This is a genomic window from Kitasatospora albolonga (assembly GCA_002082585.1).
Classification (GTDB): Bacteria; Actinomycetota; Actinomycetes; order Streptomycetales; family Streptomycetaceae; genus Streptomyces; species Streptomyces stephensoniae.
This window is the reverse complement of the sequence record CP020563.1, coordinates 4,114,054-4,131,980: the sequence shown is the minus strand read 5'-3', so window position 1 is coordinate 4,131,980 and position 17,927 is coordinate 4,114,054. Positions and strand designations below refer to the sequence as shown.

Genomic DNA, 17,927 nt, shown 5'->3' with positions numbered 1-17,927 from the left:
CCGCACACGACGAACAGAGGAACTGAGCACGCGTGACCCTGAACAGGACCATTCTCGATATCCACATCCTCCAGACCGTTCCGCCGAGCAATCTCAACCGCGACGACACGGGGACGCCGAAGTCGGCCACGTACGGGGGCGTGCGGCGCTCGCGGGTGTCCAGCCAGGCGTGGAAGAGGGCCACGCGCGAGGCGTTCGGGGAGCTGCTCGACTCCTCCGAGCTCGGCATCCGTACCAAGAAGGTCGTGGAAGTCCTCGCCGAGCGGGTGATGGAGCTGGACTCGTCGCTCCCGCTTGCCGCCGCGCAGGCCCTGGCGGCGGAGACGATCACCACGGCGACCGGCTCGAAGGTCGCCGTTCCCGGCCGGAAGAGCAAGCAGGACGCGGAGGACCCCGCCCCCGCCGAGTCCACGTACCTGATGTTCCTGAGCAACCGGCAGTACGCGGGACTCGCCGCCATGACGGTCGAGGGCGGCAAGGGCGGGGACCTCCAGGCTCTCAAGGACTACTTCAAGGTCAAGGAGAACAAGGCCCGGGCCAAACAGCTCGTCCTCACCGAACACTCGGTGGACATCGCGCTGTTCGGCCGCATGGTCGCGGACTCGACCGACCTCAACGTGGACGCGGCGGCCCAGGTCGCCCACGCGCTCAGCGTGCACGCCGTGGAGGTCGAGTCGGACTACTACACAGCGGTCGACGACAAGAACACCGATGCCGAGACCGGCGCCGGGATGATCGGCACCGTCGACTTCAACTCCGCGACGCTCTACCGCTACGCCGCGCTCGACGTGAACCGCCTCCAGGAGAACCTGGGCGCCGGGCACGACGACGCCCGGCCGGTGGAGCCCACGCGGCGGGCCGTCGCCGCGTTCCTCGAAGGGTTCATCACCTCGCTCCCGACGGGGAAAATCAACACCTTCGGCAACCAGACGCTGCCGGCCGCCGTGATCGTGAAGGTCCGCTCCCGGCGCCCGGTCAGTTACGTGGCCGCCTTCGAGGAGCCCGTCGCGCCGAGCAAGGGCGGTGGCTTCCTCAAGGGGAGCTGCAAGAGGCTCGCCGCGTTCGTACCGGACCTGGAGGCGAGCTTCGGTCTCTCCGGGGGTCCGGAGGGGTGGGTGCTCCGGGTGGGCAAGGAGACGGAAGACCTCAGCGGGCTGGGCAAGGCGGTGAACCTGCCCGAGCTGCTGGCCGAGGTGGGCGACGCCGTGGCCGCACGGCTGGCGCCGGAGCCCTCGGAGAACGGCGGCCCGGACGGTGGTTCTTCCGGCGCCGCACCGGAGTCCGGGGCATGAGCGTGCTGCTGCTGCGGCTCGCGGGCCCCCTCCAGTCCTGGGGGTCCGCAGCCCGCTTCACACGCCGCACCACGGAGAACGCGCCGACGAAGAGCGGTGTCGTCGGTCTCCTCGCCGCCGCCCAGGGGCGCAGACGGGACGCCGACCTCTCCGACCTGGCGGCGCTGGAGTTCGGCGTCCGCATCGACCAGCCCGGCAGCCGACTGCGGGACTTCCACACCGCCCACCACAGCGACACGCTCAAGTCGATGCCCCTGTCGGAGCGCTTCTACCTGGCCGACGCGGTGTTCGTGGCCGGGGTGAGCGGTGAGGCCGGGCTCGTACAGCGGCTGTACGAGGCGCTGTTGGAGCCCGTGTTCCTGCCGTACCTGGGCCGCCGTTCCTGCCCGCCCTCGCGGCCGGTCACGATCGCGGAGCCGTCGGAAGGGGAGCTGGAGCAGGCGTTGCGGGAGGCTCGGTGGGAGGCGTCCGGCTGGTACAGGGACAAGCGCACCGCCTCCTTCCGCCGCCGGGGCCAGGAAGCGCCCGACGACGTACGCCTCGATCTCCTGCTGGACAGTCCGGCCGACCCGGACCGGCTGCCGGACATCACGCTGCGGGATCTCCCCATGAGCTTCGATCCGCGCCATCGGCGGTACGGGCTGCGGGGCGTCCGTACGACGGAGACCCGGGTTCCCATCGAGCCCGGGGCGCGGCCGTCATCGCCACCGCCACCGCCGCACGAACCCACGTCCCTTCTCACCCCCGTCACGCCGAGGACCGACTGATGTACCTCACCCGTTTCCGTGTCAACACCCACCGGTCCGACGCCCGCCGCCTGCTCGGCTCGCCGCACCGCCTGCACGGCGCGGTGAACGCGTCCTTCCCGACGCCGCCCTCGCGGGAGGGCTCGGGCCCCCGGGTGCTGTGGCGGGTGGACCGCAACGCGAACTCCGAGACCCTGCTGTACATCGTCAGCCCCGGCCGTCCCGACCTGACCCACCTGGTCGAGCAGGCGGGCTGGCCCGCGTCGGACGAGCCGGGGTGGGCGACGTTCTCGTACGCGGACTTCCTCACCGCGCTGCACGCGGGCGACACCTGGGGGTTCAGGCTGACCGCCAATCCCGTGCACAACATCCGCCACGAGTATCTGAAGGAGGGGGAGCGGACGAAGCGGGCCGCGCACCGGACGCCCCGTCACCAGATGCGGTGGCTGCTGGAGCGCCAGGAGAGAGCGGGCTTCGAGATCGTCCAGAAGCCGGAGGACCGGCGGCTGCTGCCGGTGGGGGACGAGTACGAGTTGGTCGTACGGGACCAGATCCCGCTGCAGTTCCGTCGGCCCCAGGCGGGAGAGGAGCCGCGGACGAGGGCCCCGGGGAGAGCTGACGTACAGATCACCAAGGTCACCTTCGACGGCCGGTTGCGCGTCACGGAACCGGAGCTGTTCCGGCGGACGCTCACACACGGCCTGGGCAAGGCCAAGGCGTACGGGTGCGGCCTGATGACCCTGGCTCCGGTACGGGGGGAGGGGGAGGCGTGAGCACGGTCGGCCGCAGGGGGGCCTCCACGCCCCGCGAGCTCACACGCGTCGGGGACCGGCTCTCGTTCGTCTACCTGGAGCGGTGCACGGTGCACCGGGACTCCAACGCGATCACCGCCGAGGACGCGGACGGCGTCACCCACATCCCGTCCGCGACGATCGGGACCCTCCTGCTCGGCCCCGGGACCCGCGTCACCCACCAGGCGATGGCGCTGCTCGGCGACAGCGGCGCGGGCGTGGCCTGGGTCGGCGAACACGGGGTGCGGTACTACGCGGGTGGGCGGGCGCTCACCCGTTCGTCGGGCCTGATCGAGGCGCAGGCCACGGCGTGGGCGAACCGCCGCACCCGGCTGGAAGTGGCGCGGGCCATGTACCGGCTGCGCTTTCCGGGCGAGGACACGACAGGGCGTACCCGGCAGGATCTGCTCGGGATGGAGGGGCGGCGGCTGAAGGAGTGCTACAAACGGGAGTCACTGCGCACGGGCGTCCCTTGGCGGCGGCGTGAATACCACCGCGAGGACTTCGCAGCCGGCGACGCCCCCAACCAGGCCGTGACGGCCGCCGCCCAGTGCATGTACGGGGTCTCCCACTCCGTCGTCGCCGCGCTCGGCTGCTCCCCCGGGCTGGGCTTCGTCCACTCGGGCCATGAGCGCTCGTTCGTCATGGACGTGGCGGACTTCTACAAGACGGAGGTCGCCATCCCGGCCGCCTTCGACGCGGCGGCGGAAGGGGTGGAGGACGTCGCGGCCCGCACCCGCCGCATGCTCCGGGACCGCATCAACCGGACGGGCCTGCTCGACCGCTGCGTCCGTGACATCAGGGACCTGCTCGGCTACGACGGCACCCGCGACACCACCCAGGCGGACGGCACGTCGTCGGACCGGGACCGGGTGATGCTCCAGTCCGACGGAGACGTCCACCTCGAAGCCGGTCGCAACTACGGAGACGAGATCATCTGGTGACCGTCATCGTCCTCACCAACTGCCCGGTCGGCCTGCGGGGCTTCCTCACCCGGTGGCTGCTGGAGATCTCGCCCGGCGTCTTCCTCGGCGCCCCGTCGACGCGCATCCGCGAACTCCTGTGGGCCGAGGTCCGCGAGTACGCGGGCCAGGGCCGCGCTCTGCTCGCCTACCAGACGGACAACGAACAGGGCTACGCCTTCGAAACCCACGACCACACCTGGCACCCGACCGACCACGAGGGCCTCACCCTGATCCACCGCCCGAGCCCGCACGCTCCACGGCCGCAGTCGGGGAAGGCGCCTGCGGAAGTGCCCCGGCAGGGGTGGAGCAAGGCGTCGAAGAGGCGGAGGTTCGGGGGGCGGTAGGTGGTGGGGGAGTCCCGGGCGCAGGGTGATGCCATCGGAGGTTTCAGTGGGCCAGGCAGACGTAGTGAGAGAAGTGACCGATATGCCGGAATCTATGGAAGTAAGTAAAAACAGGCTCCCGCCCGGATAACACCGCAGGTCAGCAACTGTGGTCCCCGCGCGTGCGGGGGTGGCCCCGGGCCTGGCACAAGCTCACCGGCCGAGCCCTGGTGGTCCCCGCGCGTGCGGGGGTGGCCCCGTCACCTTCCCGGAGCCTTTTCCGGTCGCCCCGTGGTCCCCGCGCGTGCGGGGGTGGTCCCCGAGGCCAGCGGATCACGATCTGGGGGGTGGGGTGGTCCCCGCGCGTGCGGGGGTGGCCCCTGAGCATGGGCAGACCTGGAGCGCCTACTTCAGTGGTCCCCGCGCGTGGGGGGTGGTCCCGAGGACCCGTGGATCACCTGCGCGGCCCTGGCGTGGCCCCCGCGCGTGCGGGGATGGTCCCCCGAACACGGAGGACGGCGAGGACGTCGAGTAGCGGTCCCCGCGCGCGGGGGAGCGTGGACGGCGGCCGGGCGTCGGAAGTCAGGTCGGGGGAAGCGGCGTCGGGGGGACAAGCCGCTTCCCCCGGTGAGAACAGGGTCCTCGGTCAGCCGTCGCGGTCAGGGGGAAGTCGCGCGGCGGTGACCCCACAGTGAGGGCCTGTTCCGGGCCTCCGGTTCCTGCCAGGGCCGGAGGGCCTGGGTCCCATCCTGCCGGGGCGCAGAAGCCGTATCGGCGGGCAAAAGGCCCCGGTGGGGAGGTCGTAGGTCCTTAAAAGGCGCATCAGTGATCGGGAGCAGCCACTGGATACGGCCATACGTGCGGATACAATCTGCCGATCGCACGCGAGGTCCGGACGAGATCCGGGCAGGGTCCAGGCGGGGGCTACGGGGAGGCAGGGGCAGTGGCGCAAGCGAGGAAGATCGCGCTCTACATAGTGGTGGTCTTCGTGCTGTACACGATCATCACCTCTCCCCAGAGGTCCGCCGAGCTCGTAGGGGTAGGGTTCGAAGGCGTTTCGAGCGCCGCCCAGAGCGTCGGCGACTTCATGACCGAACTGGTGAAGTAGCGAAAACCGTAGGGGTACCGATGATCCGCCACCTGGTCCTGTTCAAGCTCAACGAGGGCGTCGAGCGGGACGACCCGCGGGTCGTCGCCGGGGACCGGGCCTTCCGGGAGCTGGCGGGGCAGGTTCCGGAGCTGGAGTTCTGGGAGTGCGCCTGGAACATCACGGACCGGCCGATCGCGTACGACTACGCCATCAACTCCGCCGTCGCCGACGAGGACGCCCTCAAGCGCTACATCGAGCACCCGGCCCACCAGGCCGCCGCGGGCCAGTGGCGCGAATTCGCCACTTGGGTGATCGCGGACTACCCGTTCTGATCCTTCCTCCGACGTCTGCGGGATCTGTTCCCTCCACCCCTCGCCGTTCAGGCGAGGGGTTTCTTCGTGCTTTTTAAGCCTTTATGGCCTCAACACGACGTTTTGCGGTGCTTGCACACAGTGGACATGTCTTGTGATGCTATGACCGCTTTTGACGGATGAGTTGACCGTAGTTGATCGCGAAGGGGTGGCGTCACCGTGCCGGCCAGTACAGCGCCTCAAGTGCCTCCCCAGTCCGCCCAGCCATCCGCCCAGCCGTCCGCCCAGCACCCTCAGAGGGCCGTTCAGGCCGTACCGGCCGGGGAGATCCAGACCGAGACCCCCGACCCCACCGCCCCGCCCGCCAGAACCCGCGGGGCGGACACCAGAGCCCTCACCCAGGTGCTCTTCGGGCAGCTCAAGGGGCTGGAGCCCGGCACCCCGGAACACGGCCGCGTCCGGGCCGCCCTCATCGAGGCGAACCTGCCGCTCGTCCGGTACGCCGCCGCGCGGTTCCGGAGCCGTAACGAGCCGATGGAGGACGTCGTCCAGGTCGGCACCATCGGGCTGATCAACGCCATCGACCGCTTCGACCCGGAACGCGGCGTCCAGTTCCCCACCTTCGCGATGCCCACCGTCGTCGGCGAGATCAAGCGCTACTTCCGCGACAACGTCCGCACCGTCCACGTCCCCCGGCGGCTCCACGAGCTCTGGGTCCAGGTCACCGGCGCCACCGAGGACCTGACGACCGCCCACGGGCGCTCCCCCACCACCGCCGAGATCGCCGAGCGGCTGAAGATCTCCGAGGACGAGGTGCTCGCCTGCATCGAGGCGGGGCGCTCGTACCACGCCACCTCCCTGGAAGCGGCACAAGAAGGCGACGGGCTGCCCGGACTGCTCGACCGGCTCGGTTACGAGGACCCCGCGCTCGCCGGTGTCGAGCACCGCGACCTCGTACGCCATCTCCTCGTCCAGCTCCCCGAGCGCGAGCAGCGCATCCTCCTCCTGCGCTACTACAGCAACTTGACCCAGTCTCAGATCAGCGCCGAACTCGGCGTCTCCCAGATGCATGTGTCAAGGCTTCTGGCCCGAAGTTTCGCTCGACTGAGGTCCGCAAACAGGATCGAAGCGTAACCGGAACGGGTAGACCCTCCAGGGACCGGTTCTGACGGCGTAAAAGCCCTACACCCCCTGTTTCCAGGGCGGATTCGGCGCTGACTTGTCGACATGTCACTACAGCGTGTTGCCGACATGTGACATTCTGCTCGAAGCGAGTTTGCCGCAGCCCCACCTCCGGTATTCAGGTGGAGGCTGCGTTCCTCCGATGGTCGCGGCCACCGCGACCGTCCGCGACCTCAAGGGGGTGGCATGTCCGCAGAACAGGGCAGCTCGAAGGTGCTCACGCTCACGAAGAGCGTGCCGGCACCCGCCGTGCTCACCAGCTCGCCGGAAGCCATCGACACCCGCACTCTGTCCCGCTCCCTGTTCCTGCGGCTCGCCGCGCTCGGCCCCGCCTCGGGTCCCGACGGAACGGACAGTCCGGAGCGGACCTATGTGCGGGACACACTCATCGAGCTCAACCTCCCGCTGGTGCGTTACGCCGCGGCGCGGTTCCGGAGCCGTAACGAACCGATGGAGGACATCGTCCAGGTCGGCACGATCGGCCTGATCAAGGCGATCGACCGGTTCGACTGCGAACGGGGCGTGGAGTTCCCGACGTTCGCGATGCCCACCGTCGTCGGTGAGATCAAACGCTTCTTCCGCGACACCTCCTGGTCCGTCCGGGTCCCCCGGCGCCTCCAGGAGCTGCGGCTCGCGCTGACGAAGACCAGCGACGAGCTGGCCCAGAAGCTCGACCGCTCGCCGACCGTGCCGGAGCTCGCCCGGGCGCTCGGGGTCTCCGAGGAGGACGTGGTCGACGGTCTCGCCGTCGGCAACGCGTACACCGCCTCCTCGCTCGACTCCCCCTCGCCCGAGGACGACGGCGGCGAGGGCTCCCTCGCCGACCGCCTCGGCTACGAGGACGCGGCGCTGGAGGGCGTCGAGTACCGCGAGTCGCTCAAGCCCCTGCTCGCCAAACTCGCCCCGCGCGAGCGGCAGATCATCATGCTGCGCTTCTTCGCCAACATGACCCAGTCGCAGATCGGCGAGGAGGTCGGCATCTCCCAGATGCACGTCTCCCGGCTGCTCACCCGCACCCTCGCCCAGCTCAGGGAAGGGCTCATCTCCGACTGAGCCGCGCATGAGGGTTCACATGTGACGGACCGTCAGGCACACTGCCGCGATGCGACGTCAGATGCGTCAGAGCCCCCGGGCACCCTGGAGCCGTCAGGCACGTGGGCCCAACGACCGCCGAGGCACCGTGATCGCCGCCTCGGCGGTCGCGCTGTGTCTGGGCGGCGGCCTCCTGGTCGGCTGCGGGGGCGGGCAGGACGGTGAGGGTTACGCGGCGGTGGGCGCGGCCGGGAGCGGGGCCGAGCGGCCTTCGGACGGGGGCGGAGGGTCCCCGGGGAAGGTGGTGCTGGTCCCGTTGGACGGGGAGCCCGCCGGAGGGCGTGGTGGCAGCCGGGCCCCAGGAGCCTCCTCGTCGCCCTCCGGAGGGGCCGCCGACGGGTCCGGGGGCTCCGGAGGGCCGGAAGGGGGGTCAGAAGCAGGCGAGGGGCTTACGGGAGGTTCTGCGGCGTCCGCGGCGCCGCCCGACGGCCCCGGCTCCGGCCCTGGTTCTGGTTCCGGTTCCGGTTCCGGAGCGAGCGGCGGGGGTGGATCTCGTACGGATACGGAGGCGCCCGGCGGCTCCGGTCCGGGGGCCGCCGCGCCCGGGAGCGGGGCCGGTACCGGGACAGGCGCGGGGGCAGGGCCCGGAGGACAGGCCGGGAAGCCCTCGGCGCCCTCCAAGCCCTCACAGCCCTCCACCCCCGGCAGCGGGTCCCCACCTCCCCCGGCCACGGGCAGCCCCAAGCCCGGCGGCGGAGGCGGCGGTACGGACCGGCCTCCGCCCGGGCCGCCCCCCGCCCCCGCCGCGCTGAAGCTGAGCGCCCCTCAGCGTGCGCCGACGGACAAGCGGTGGTGCGAGAAGGTCACCGTGGAGTTCCGCAACACCGGCGGCTCCCCCGCCCGTTCGGGCAGCGTCACCTTCGGGACGCACATCATCGGGGCCCTGGGCGTCGACTGGGCCACCATCACCTCCAGCCGGCCGCTGCCGACGCCCATAGCGGGCGGTACGGCGCGGTCGGAGACGTACACCGTCTGTGTGGACGCCTGGCGCGTGCCCCTGGGGATGCGTATCGAGACCCAGGACGTCTCCGCCGTGTGGGAGTGAGTCCCGGCGGGACGACGGCACGTGGAGGGGCGGCGCGGCGGCGTACGGAAACGCCCGTGGGGCGGTCGGCGGTCGCGCTCTCGCGGTTCCGCCGACCGCCCCACGGGCGTTCGTTCAGGTCGTCACACGTCGTTCTACGACGTAGTAGACGCATACGTCGCCTTCACGTCGTCTCCAGCAACGTCGTCTTCAGTGACGTCGTCTTCAGTGACGTCGTCTTCAGTTGTCGTACGGACGGTCGGAGACGGTGCTGGTCAGAACGCGAGCCATGCCACCGCGCCGAGGACGATGACAACCGCGACGACCGCCACGATCACCCCGACTCTCGGCCCGGACGAGGTCGCGGCGGGCTGAGCCCGGCGCTGCGGCTCGCCCTCGTCGACGAAGGCGCGGAACATCTGCGTGCTGCCCGCCGGATCAGGGGTGCCCTCGGGGCCCGGCTGAGGGGCGTGGGGGTTGTGTGCCATGGGGCAGGACCCTAGCGAACTCGGGCCTGCCGCCCAACCCCCGGGGCCACCCCGCACCCCGTCCGAACAGGGGCGGCGCGCGGGGCGAAGGGGCTTGACCCGGACCCGGCGGAGGCTTTTGCGTTCCTTTACTTCTGCAAGCCCCTTTTCGCTTGCCTGTAGCAACCATCGGCTTCTATGGTTGCCCTAAGCAACAACATGGACATCGGTGCGTTGGGGGGTCCCGTGGCCGCACGGAGCCGGTACGAGGAACTGGCACGGCAGCTCAGCGCCGTCGGGGCCGTCAAGCGGGGGCTCGCCCGCGCTCTGCCCCCCGAGTGCCCCGGTGGCTCCGCCGCCGTGCTGACGCTCCTGGACCGGCACGGCGAGATGCGGATCAGCAGGCTCGCCGAGCTGATGGCCGTGGACCTCTCGGTGACCAGTCGCCACGTGGCCCATGTGGCCGAGCACGGCTGGATCGAACGGTCCCCGGACCCGGCGGACAAGCGGTCCCGCATCCTGCGGCTGACCCCCGGCGGCCACGCTCAGCTCGACGAGCTGACGCGGCGGACCACCGATGTGTTCGCCCGCAACCTCTCGGACTGGTCCGACGACGACGTCGGCCGGCTCAACGAGCTGCTGTCCCGGCTGCGCGACAGCTTCGCCTGCCGCGGACCCGGCGGCTGCGCCCCCGGAAGCCACTCCGGCGAGTGCCGGAACGGGCTCGGCGACGACGCGTACACCCGTACACCTGTGTAACAGAAGCAAATACGGACGGATAAGGAACTCAATGGCTACGACCACACCGGCCGGTGTGCGGGGCGGCCACGCCAAGCACGGAGGCCATGGAGGCGGTGGGGACCACGGCGGTCACGGAGGTCACGGAGGCCGCAGCGGCTCCGGTGTCTCCGCCGGCTCCGGGGCCTCCGACGGCACGCCGATGACGCACCGGCAGATCATGGAAGCGCTGACCGGGCTGCTGCTCGGCATGTTCGTCGCGATCCTGTCGTCGACGGTCGTCTCCAACGCCCTCCCCGAGATCATCTCCGACCTCGGCGGCGGCCAGAGCGCCTACACCTGGGTCGTCACGGCCTCGCTGCTGGCCATGACCGCCACCACCCCCCTGTGGGGCAAGCTCTCGGACCTCTTCAGCAAGAAGCTGCTGGTCCAGATAGCGCTGATCATCTACGTCCTGGGGTCGGTCGTCGCCGGTCTCTCGACCAGCAGCGGCATGCTCATCGCCTGCCGCGTCGTCCAGGGCATCGGCGTCGGCGGCCTCTCCGCCCTCGCGCAGATCGTGATGGCCGCGATGATCGCCCCGCGCGAGCGCGGCCGTTACAGCGGCTACCTGGGCGCGGTCTTCGCCGTCGCGACCGTCGGCGGGCCGCTGCTCGGCGGTGTCATCACCGACACCAGCTGGATGGGCTGGCGCTGGTGCTTCTACGTGGGCGTGCCGTTCGCGATCATCGCCCTGATCGTGCTCCAGAAGACCCTGAAGCTCCCGGTGGTCAAGCGCGAGGGCGTCAAGGTCGACTGGGCCGGAGCGTTCTTCATCAGCGCCGCCGTCTCGCTGCTGCTGGTCTGGGTGACCTTCGCGGGTGACAAGTACGACTGGCTGTCGTGGCAGACGTACGTGATGGTCGCGGGCTCGGTCCTGCTCGGTGCGGTCTTCGTCCTCATCGAGTCGCGGGCCGCCGAGCCGATCATCCCGCTGCGCCTCTTCCGCAACCGCACCATCACGCTGGCGTCGGTCGCCTCGCTCTTCGTCGGTGTCGCGATGTTCGCGGGCACGGTCTTCTTCAGCCAGTACTTCCAGCTCGCGCGCGGCAAGTCGCCGACGATGTCCGGCGTCATGACCATCCCGATGATCGCGGGCCTCTTCCTCTCCTCGACCGTCTCCGGACAGATCATCACCAGGACCGGCCGCTGGAAGGCGTGGCTGGTCAGCGGTGGCTTCCTGGTCACGGCGGGGCTCGGGCTGCTCGGCACGATCCGGTACGACACCGAGTACTGGCACGTCGCCGTCTACATGTTCGTCATGGGCCTCGGCATCGGCATGATGATGCAGAACCTGGTCCTCGCCACCCAGAACCAGGTCGCACCCGAGGACCTCGGGTCCGCGAGCTCCGTCGTCACCTTCTTCCGGTCCCTCGGCGGCGCGATCGGCGTCTCGGCGCTCGGTGCCGTCCTGGGCAACCGCGTCACCCACTACGTGAAGGACGGCATCGCCGCACTCGGCCCCGAGGGCGCCGCCTTCGGCCACGGCGGTACGGGCGGCGGGGGCATCCCCGACCTGGACAAGCTGCCCGAGCCCTTCCGTACGGTCATGGAGGCCGCGTACGGGCACGGCGTCGGCGACGTCTTCCTTTACGCCGCTCCGTGCGCGCTGATCGCCTTCGTCGTGACGCTCTTCATCAAGGAGGTCGCCCTGAAGAGCAGCACCACTGGGAACGACAGCCCTCAAGGCGAGGCCGCCGCCGGGGCCGATCCCGTGGAGGCGGAGGTTCCGGCCACCGTCGGTGCCACCGGGGCCGTCTCCGAGGGCGCGGCCGGGGTCACCTCGGTCGACACGGCCGCCGCCGTCACCCCGTACGGGACCGGGCAGGACGCCGTCACCCCGTACGGGACGACCGTGCGCGGTGTGGTGCGCGGCGCCGAAGGGGCTCCGGTCGCCCGTGCGGCCGTCACGCTCATCTCGCTGGGCGGCCGTCAGCTGGGGCGCTCCGTCGCCCAGGCCGACGGTACGTACGCCCTCGACGCGCCGGGCTCCGGCAGCTACGTCCTGATCGCCTCCGCCGACGGTTTCCAGCCGCAGGCGTCCACGGTGGTCGTCGGCGGGGAGCCGCTGGCCTTCGACATCCTGCTCTCCGGTACGAGCGGACTGGCCGGGACCGTACGGGCCACCGAGTCCGGTGCGCCGGTCGAGGGCGCGATGGTCATCGTGACCGACGTACGCGGCGATGTCCTGGCCACCGGGACGTCCGGCCCGGCCGGTGAGTTCGCGTTCGGCGAGCTGGTCCCGGGCTCCGTGACCGTCGCGGTCAACGCGGCCGGGTTCCGCCCGCTGGCGCTGCCGGTGGAGATCGGCGGCCAGGGCGTCACCCGGGTCGAGGCCGCCCTGCGGGCCGGGTCGCTGGTGCGGGGCACCGTACGGGCCGGGGCCGCCCGGAGCCCGCTGGCCGACGCCCGGGTCACGCTGATCGACGCGGCGGGCAACGTGGTCGCCACCGCGACGACCGGCGAGGACGGCGCATACGCCTTCACCGACCTGGACGCGGGCGAGTACTCCGTCGTCGCGACTGGCTACCCGCCGGTGGCGGGCCCGCTGACGGTGAGCGGACAGGGTATCGACGGGCATGACATCGAACTCGCCCACCCGGACGCGTGATTGATCCCTTCTTCGCGTGTGCGCGTGTGTCCATAGGGAGGCGCGTGAACACGTGAGGTGAAGGGATCGCAAAGCCCCCTGGTCGGACAGTACTTCTTGCGGAGAGGCTGTCGCGGCCGGGTGGAAAGGGGCCCCGGTGGTGGGTACGGCAGGCAGGGGACGGCCTGCCGTACCCGCCCCGGGGCCCGGCTCATGGGGCCCGACTCATGTGACCCCCGGGGTCATGGAGCCAGGAGTAGGAGAGGGATACGGATGGGACTTCGCGCACAGGTACGGACGCGGGACGGCTGGGCGGTCCAGCACGCCGTCGTGACGGTCACCGACATGACCGGCACCCAGGTGCTGCGGGCCGCGGCCGACGAGGACGGGGCCGTCCGCACGGACGGGTCCCTGCCGGCCGGCGCGTACACGGTCATCGTCACGGCGGTCGGGTACGCCCCCGCCGCCGCCACCGCCCTCGTCACGGCGAGCGGCCGGATCGAGGGCGGGCAGATCGTGCTGGCCCGTCAGGGCGGGGTCCAGCTCCCGCCGCCGGGCGCCTGGTCGCTGGACCCGGCCCACTCCTCGGTCGGCGCGGTCGCCCAGCACCTCGGGATCTCCAGCGTGCACGGCCGGTTCACCGACTTCGGCGGCCGGATCGAGATCGCCGAGGACGTCACCCGCTCCCGGGTCGACGCGGTGATCGGCGCCGCGAGCATCGACACCGGCAACGGCATGCGGGACAAGCACCTGCGCTCGCCGGACTTCCTGGACGTGGACCGGTACCCGGAGATCACCTACCGCTCCACCGGCCTCACCCCGGCCGGACCCGACCGCTGGACCGTCCATGGCGAGCTGAGCCTGCACGGCGTCTCCCGCCCGGTCGACCTGGACCTGACCTACCTCGGCACCGGGCCCGACCCGTGGGGCGGGGTGCGCGCCGCCTTCCACGCCACGGCCGAGCTGCGCCGCGACGCCTTCGCGATGAACTACAACCAGGTCGTCCAGGCGGGCATCTCCGCGATCGGGACCACCCTGCGCGTGGAGCTGGACATCCAGGCGGTGCGGGGCGAGGCCCTGCCGGGGCAAGCGGCCTGAGCAGGTGGTTCGCTGCTCCGGTCGGACGCGCACCCGGTCGTAGGGTGGAGGGCATGGCACCGGACATCGCGACCAACACCACCGTGGACCTCGATGAGTTGCTGGCGTTCGTACGGCCCCGGCACCGCGCGGTCCTGCTGACCACCCGGTCCGACGGCCGCCCCCAGGGCTCCCCGCTGACCTGCGGGGTCGACGACGCGGGCCGGATCGTCATGTCGACGTACCCGGAGCGCGCGAAGACCCGCAACGCCAAGCGCGACGAGCGGGTCAGCGTGATCGTCCTCTCCGACGAGTGGGACGGGCCGTGGGTGCAGGTCGACGGTGCGGCGGAGGTGCTCGACGCCCCGGAGTCGGTCGAGCCGCTGGTCGAGTACTTCCGGAACATCTCCGGTGAGCACCCGGACTGGGACGAGTACCGGGCCGCCATGGTCAGGCAGGGCAAGTCGATCATCCGGGTCACACCGGAGCGCTGGGGGCCGGTCGCGACCGGCGGCTTCCCGGCCCACCTGGCTCCGGGCCCGTGATACCCGCTGTGCCGGGGGCGGTTCCCGGGGTGCCCGCGCCCGAGCTTCTCGCGCGGGCCCGGCTGCTCGTCGCGCCCAGGCTGAGCCCCTCTCTCGTACGGGAGCTGGAGCGGATCACCGGGCGGAGCGCCGAGCGGTCGGGGGAAGGGGGGACGACCGACGGTCCCCTTCTCTGTGTGGGGGCCGTGCTGCCCGAGGCCCTGCGCACCGAGCGGCTGCTCTGGTTCCACAGCGTCAACGCCGGTACGGACGCGCTGCTCGGCGCGGGGCCCTGGCCCGCCGGGGCGCTGCTGACCCGGACCGTGGGGCGGATGGGCGAGCGGATCGCGCAGTACGTGGTGGGCTGGGTGCTCGCCGAGTGCCAGGCCGTCCCCGAGTACGCCGCCCAGCACGCCCGCGCCGAGTGGCGCCGCCTCCCCACGGAGCTGGTCGCCGGGCAGACCGCCCTCGTCTACGGCACCGGGCGCATCGGCGGGGCCGTCGCCGGGCTGCTGCGGAGTTGCGGGGTGCGGACGGTGGGGGTGGGCCGGACCGGGCGGGCCGGGGCGCCGCCGCCGGGCTTCGACCGGGTGATCGGGGCGGCGGAGGACGCGGAGCAGGAGGCGGCGGAGCTGGCGGGGGCGCGGTGGGTGGTCGGTGCGCTGCCGTTGACCAGGGCGACGGAGGGCTTCTTCGGGGCGGGCCGGTTCGCGGCGGTGCGCGGGGCCACGTTCGTCAACGTGGGGCGGGGCGCGACCGTGGACCCGGTGGCGCTGGAGGGCGCGCTGCGGGGCGGCCGGGTGCGGCGCGCGGTGCTGGACGTGCTGGCGGAGGAGCCCGCCGCGCCCGACGACCCGGTCTGGCGGCTGCCCCGTACGGTCATCACCTCGCACTCCGCGGGGATCACCGCCGACGAGGACGTGGCCCAGGACTTCGCCGCCTGCTGGGAGGCCGTCGCGGTGGGGCGGCGGCGGCCGGAGCTGGCCGTGGACACGGGGCGGGGGTACTGAGAAAGCCGCGTTGCCAAGGGGGTTACCGCGCGGTCGCCGCCGGAGAGTCCGTACGGTCGCACATCGCCTCGATGCCCGCGATCAGCAGGTCCAGCGCGAAGACGAAGTCCCGCTCGCGCATCTCCTCGACCGTGTCGCCGCCCCGGGCCGCCATCAGCTCGTCGGAGGACTCGACGATCTTCCGCAGGTGCGGCTGGGCCCGGATCGTGCCCATCGCGTGCCGGTGGTACTCGTCCTCCGTCAGCCCGGTCGCGTCGCACCGCGCCTTGAAGTGGCCCTCGACGGTGCCGAATCCGTACACGAACTGGAAGCACGCCGAGAGCGCGCCCGTCTGCCGTTCGAGGGGCAGGCCGGTGGCCCGGATGACGTCCTGGACGGCGTACGAGAACAGCATCGAGTTCGGGCCGATGTTGAGGAAGGTCCCGGCGAGCGGGGAGATCCAGATGTGCCGGACGAGCAGCTCGCGGTAGCTGCGGGCCAGCTCGCGCAGGCGCTCCCGCCAGTCGGCGTCCTCGCGCGGCGGGGCGATCTCCGCGTAGACCGAGTCGAGCGCCAGCTCCAGGAGGTCGTCCTTGGTGTCGACGTACCAGTAGAGGGACATCGCGGTGACGTCCAGTTCGGCGGCGAGCCTGCGCATGGAGAACTTGGCGAGCCCCTCGGCGTCCAGCAGCCGTACGGACGCCTCGGTGATCCGGTCGCGGTCCAGGCCCGCCGGGGACTCGGTGCGGCGGGAGCGCGACGGGGTCCGTCGGTCGAGCCACACGCTGGTCCGCGCGGGGCTCTTCGCGCGGTCGGACGCGGACACCATGGCGCACACTCTCCTCGTCTTGCGGGGCGGCCCCCACAGTCTCGCGGGACCCGTCCCGCCGGTACGGTCCTGCCCTGGCCCGTCCCTGCCCGCTCCCGCCGTGCCCTTGCCCGGGCGGTGGGGACGCATGTGCCCGACATCTACCGTCCGGTACGCGCGTCCCCACCGATGCTATGCCGAAGGCCGCCGTGCCGACGGTCCCGGCGAGTCTGCCCGGCCACCGACCGTCTCAGGCACACCACCGGCCACAGCGTTCCCGGTATGCCCAGTCGCCCCGGCCTTCCCGGTCTCCCTGGTTTCCCCGGTCTCCCCCGCCTCCCCTGCCTCCCCGGCCTTCCCCCTCGCCGCCTCCACCCGTTCGGCCCGGCGCAGCAGCATCGCCGCGAGCAGACCGCCCGTCAGCACCGCGACCGCGCCCACCAGCTGGCTGGTCTCCAGGCCGGAGGCGAAGGCGTCCCTGATGGTGGCGCGCTCGCCCTCGCCGTCGGCGGCGGCCAGCGCGGCGGGCAGTGAGGCGGCGCCGACGGCGGCCGGTACGAGGGCGGCGAAGCGGATGTTCAGGACCGCGCCCAGCACCGCCACCCCGAGCCCGTTGCCGAACTCCGCCAGCGTGCCGTTGACCCCCGCGCCCACCCCGGCCTTCTCCGGCGGGATGGCGCTCATGATGGCGTTGGCCATGGCGGGCATCGCGAAGGCGATGCCCGCGCCCATCACGACCAGGCCGAGCAGCATCCCGGTGTACCCGTCGCGGCCGAACACCGCGACGGCCGCGAGACCGGCCGCCAGGCAGCTCATCCCCGCCGCGATGGTGGCGGGCGTCCCCAGCTTCGGGACGAGCCGGGCGCCCAGACCGGTGAGGTTGAGGGCGACCACGGTGAGCGCCATCGGCGCCGTCCGCAGACCCGCCTCCAGCGGCCCGTACCCGAGAACGAACTGAAGGTGCTGCGTCAGCAGAAAGAGGGAGCCGCCCATCCCGAAGGCGACCAGGATCGCGCCCGCCACCGCGCCGATGAACTTCTGGTTCCGGAAGAAGTGCATGTCGAGCATGGGGTGCGGGATGTGCAGCTCCCACAGGACGAACCCGGCGAGGACGGCGGCCCCGACGCACGCCGTCAGCAGCACCCGGCCCGACGCCCAGCCGTGCTCGGGTCCGGAGATGATCGCGAACACGACCGCGGTCATCCCGACCGTGGAGAGCAGCGCGCCCAGCAGGTCGGGCCGCTCCCCGCGCGGGTTCTTGAACTCCGGTACGAGCCGGACGACGGCCACCAGCCCGATCAGGGCGACCGGGATGTTGATGAGGAAGATCGCGCCCCACCAGAAGTGGTTGAGCACCATTCCGCCGACGAGCGGACCGGCCGCGAACCCGAGGGAGTTGACGGTCGCCCAGAGGCCGATCGCCCTGACCCGCTCGGAGTCGTCGAAGATCTGGACGACGACGGCGAGGGTGGTGGTGATCAGGAGCGCACCCCCGACCCCCATCCCGGCGCGGGCCGCGATGAGCTGGCCGGAGGACTGCGCGAGCCCGGCCGCCAGCGAACCGACGCCGAACAGGGCGAGGCCCACGACCAGCATCTTCTTGCGCCCGTACCGGTCGGCGGAACTGCCCGCCGTGAGCAGCAGCCCGGACTGGACGAGCGAGTAGGCGTTGATCATCCACTGCACATCGGCGGTGGAGGCGTCCAGCTCCGTGGTGAGGGAGGGGATCGCCACGTTGAGGACGGTGTTGTCGAGCAGCACGGTGAGCTGGGCGAGACAGATGACGCCGAGGATCAGCCAGCGCTGCGGATGCCCCTGCGGGGCGAGGTCGGTTCGCGGGGCGGCGGACGCCGTCATTCGGGCTCCTGGCTCTCCGGCA

General features: G+C 71.7%; 17 protein-coding genes and 1 CRISPR repeat array. Of the genes, 14 read left to right on the top strand and 3 right to left on the bottom strand.

Annotated elements, in window-relative coordinates; genetic code table 11:
• The first annotated feature begins 38 nt into the window (after positions 1 to 38).
• The 9 genes from B7C62_17965 (at position 39) to B7C62_17925 (ending at position 8,837) form a co-directional block, all read left to right on the top strand.
• The gene (locus B7C62_17965; GenBank protein ARF77230.1) at positions 39 to 1,292 is read left to right on the top strand and encodes a type I-E CRISPR-associated protein Cas7/Cse4/CasC; all 1,254 of its coding nucleotides are present in this window, start codon (positions 39 to 41) and stop codon (positions 1,290 to 1,292) included.
• Positions 1,289 to 2,059, top strand: coding sequence for a type I-E CRISPR-associated protein Cas5/CasD (locus B7C62_17960; protein ID ARF73936.1), 771 nt, complete (start codon positions 1,289 to 1,291; stop codon positions 2,057 to 2,059). Before B7C62_17965 ends, B7C62_17960 begins: the two co-directional genes overlap by 4 nt.
• Positions 2,059 to 2,811: a type I-E CRISPR-associated protein Cas6/Cse3/CasE gene (locus B7C62_17955; protein ID ARF73935.1), complete on the top strand. Its 753-nt coding sequence runs from the start codon at positions 2,059 to 2,061 to the stop codon at positions 2,809 to 2,811. Before B7C62_17960 ends, B7C62_17955 begins: the two co-directional genes overlap by 1 nt.
• Positions 2,808 to 3,773 carry a type I-E CRISPR-associated endonuclease Cas1 gene (locus tag B7C62_17950; GenBank protein ARF73934.1) on the top strand — a complete coding sequence of 322 codons (966 nt, stop codon included), beginning with the start codon at positions 2,808 to 2,810 and terminating at the stop codon, positions 3,771 to 3,773. Before B7C62_17955 ends, B7C62_17950 begins: the two co-directional genes overlap by 4 nt.
• Complete coding sequence (locus B7C62_17945; GenBank protein ID ARF73933.1) at positions 3,770 to 4,138, top strand: type I-E CRISPR-associated endoribonuclease Cas2; 369 nt, start codon at positions 3,770 to 3,772, stop codon at positions 4,136 to 4,138. Before B7C62_17950 ends, B7C62_17945 begins: the two co-directional genes overlap by 4 nt.
• 148 nt (positions 4,139 to 4,286) lie before the next feature.
• Positions 4,287 to 4,672: a CRISPR direct-repeat array (repeat unit 21 nt; unit sequence GTGGTCCCCGCGCGTGCGGGG).
• A gap of 573 nt (positions 4,673 to 5,245) precedes the next feature.
• Positions 5,246 to 5,539, top strand: coding sequence for a hypothetical protein (locus B7C62_17940; GenBank protein ARF73932.1), 294 nt, complete (start codon positions 5,246 to 5,248; stop codon positions 5,537 to 5,539).
• Positions 5,540 to 5,737: 198 nt separating this feature from the next.
• On the top strand, positions 5,738 to 6,652 hold the full coding sequence (locus B7C62_17935) for a B/F/G family RNA polymerase sigma-70 factor (GenBank protein ID ARF73931.1): 915 nt from the start codon (positions 5,738 to 5,740) through the stop codon (positions 6,650 to 6,652).
• A gap of 234 nt (positions 6,653 to 6,886) precedes the next feature.
• A complete protein-coding gene (locus tag B7C62_17930; GenBank protein ID ARF73930.1) occupies positions 6,887 to 7,753 on the top strand; it encodes a B/F/G family RNA polymerase sigma-70 factor in 867 nt (288 codons plus the stop codon).
• Between the two features lie 61 nt (positions 7,754 to 7,814).
• A complete protein-coding gene (locus B7C62_17925) occupies positions 7,815 to 8,837 on the top strand; it encodes a hypothetical protein (protein ID ARF73929.1) in 1,023 nt (340 codons plus the stop codon).
• A 254-nt stretch (positions 8,838 to 9,091) separates the two neighbouring features.
• Here B7C62_17925 and B7C62_17920 read toward each other — a convergent pair whose 3' ends face one another.
• Positions 9,092 to 9,304: a hypothetical protein gene (locus tag B7C62_17920; GenBank protein ID ARF73928.1), complete on the bottom strand. Its 213-nt coding sequence runs from the start codon at positions 9,302 to 9,304 to the stop codon at positions 9,092 to 9,094.
• Positions 9,305 to 9,529: 225 nt separating this feature from the next.
• Here B7C62_17920 and B7C62_17915 point away from each other — a divergent pair, with 225 nt between their 5' ends.
• From B7C62_17915 to B7C62_17895, 5 genes are all read left to right on the top strand, one after another.
• The gene (locus B7C62_17915; GenBank protein ARF73927.1) at positions 9,530 to 10,042 is read left to right on the top strand and encodes a MarR family transcriptional regulator; all 513 of its coding nucleotides are present in this window, start codon (positions 9,530 to 9,532) and stop codon (positions 10,040 to 10,042) included.
• A gap of 31 nt (positions 10,043 to 10,073) precedes the next feature.
• The gene (locus B7C62_17910; GenBank protein ID ARF73926.1) at positions 10,074 to 12,671 is read left to right on the top strand and encodes an MFS transporter; all 2,598 of its coding nucleotides are present in this window, start codon (positions 10,074 to 10,076) and stop codon (positions 12,669 to 12,671) included.
• Positions 12,672 to 12,923: 252 nt separating this feature from the next.
• Positions 12,924 to 13,748, top strand: coding sequence for a hypothetical protein (locus B7C62_17905; GenBank protein ID ARF73925.1), 825 nt, complete (start codon positions 12,924 to 12,926; stop codon positions 13,746 to 13,748).
• A 53-nt stretch (positions 13,749 to 13,801) separates the two neighbouring features.
• The gene (locus B7C62_17900) at positions 13,802 to 14,272 is read left to right on the top strand and encodes a PPOX class F420-dependent enzyme (protein ID ARF73924.1); all 471 of its coding nucleotides are present in this window, start codon (positions 13,802 to 13,804) and stop codon (positions 14,270 to 14,272) included.
• Positions 14,273 to 14,280: 8 nt separating this feature from the next.
• On the top strand, positions 14,281 to 15,261 hold the full coding sequence (locus B7C62_17895; protein ARF73923.1) for a hydroxyacid dehydrogenase: 981 nt from the start codon (positions 14,281 to 14,283) through the stop codon (positions 15,259 to 15,261).
• 22 nt (positions 15,262 to 15,283) lie between these two features.
• On the opposite strand, the gene B7C62_17890 is transcribed toward B7C62_17895, so the two are convergent.
• Positions 15,284 to 16,069, bottom strand: a complete 786-nt coding sequence (locus B7C62_17890; protein ARF73922.1) for a TetR family transcriptional regulator — start codon at positions 16,067 to 16,069, stop codon at positions 15,284 to 15,286.
• Positions 16,070 to 16,240: 171 nt separating this feature from the next.
• Positions 16,241 to 17,905: an MFS transporter gene (locus B7C62_17885; protein ID ARF73921.1), complete on the bottom strand. Its 1,665-nt coding sequence runs from the start codon at positions 17,903 to 17,905 to the stop codon at positions 16,241 to 16,243.
• Positions 17,906 to 17,927: the final 22 nt, after the last annotated feature.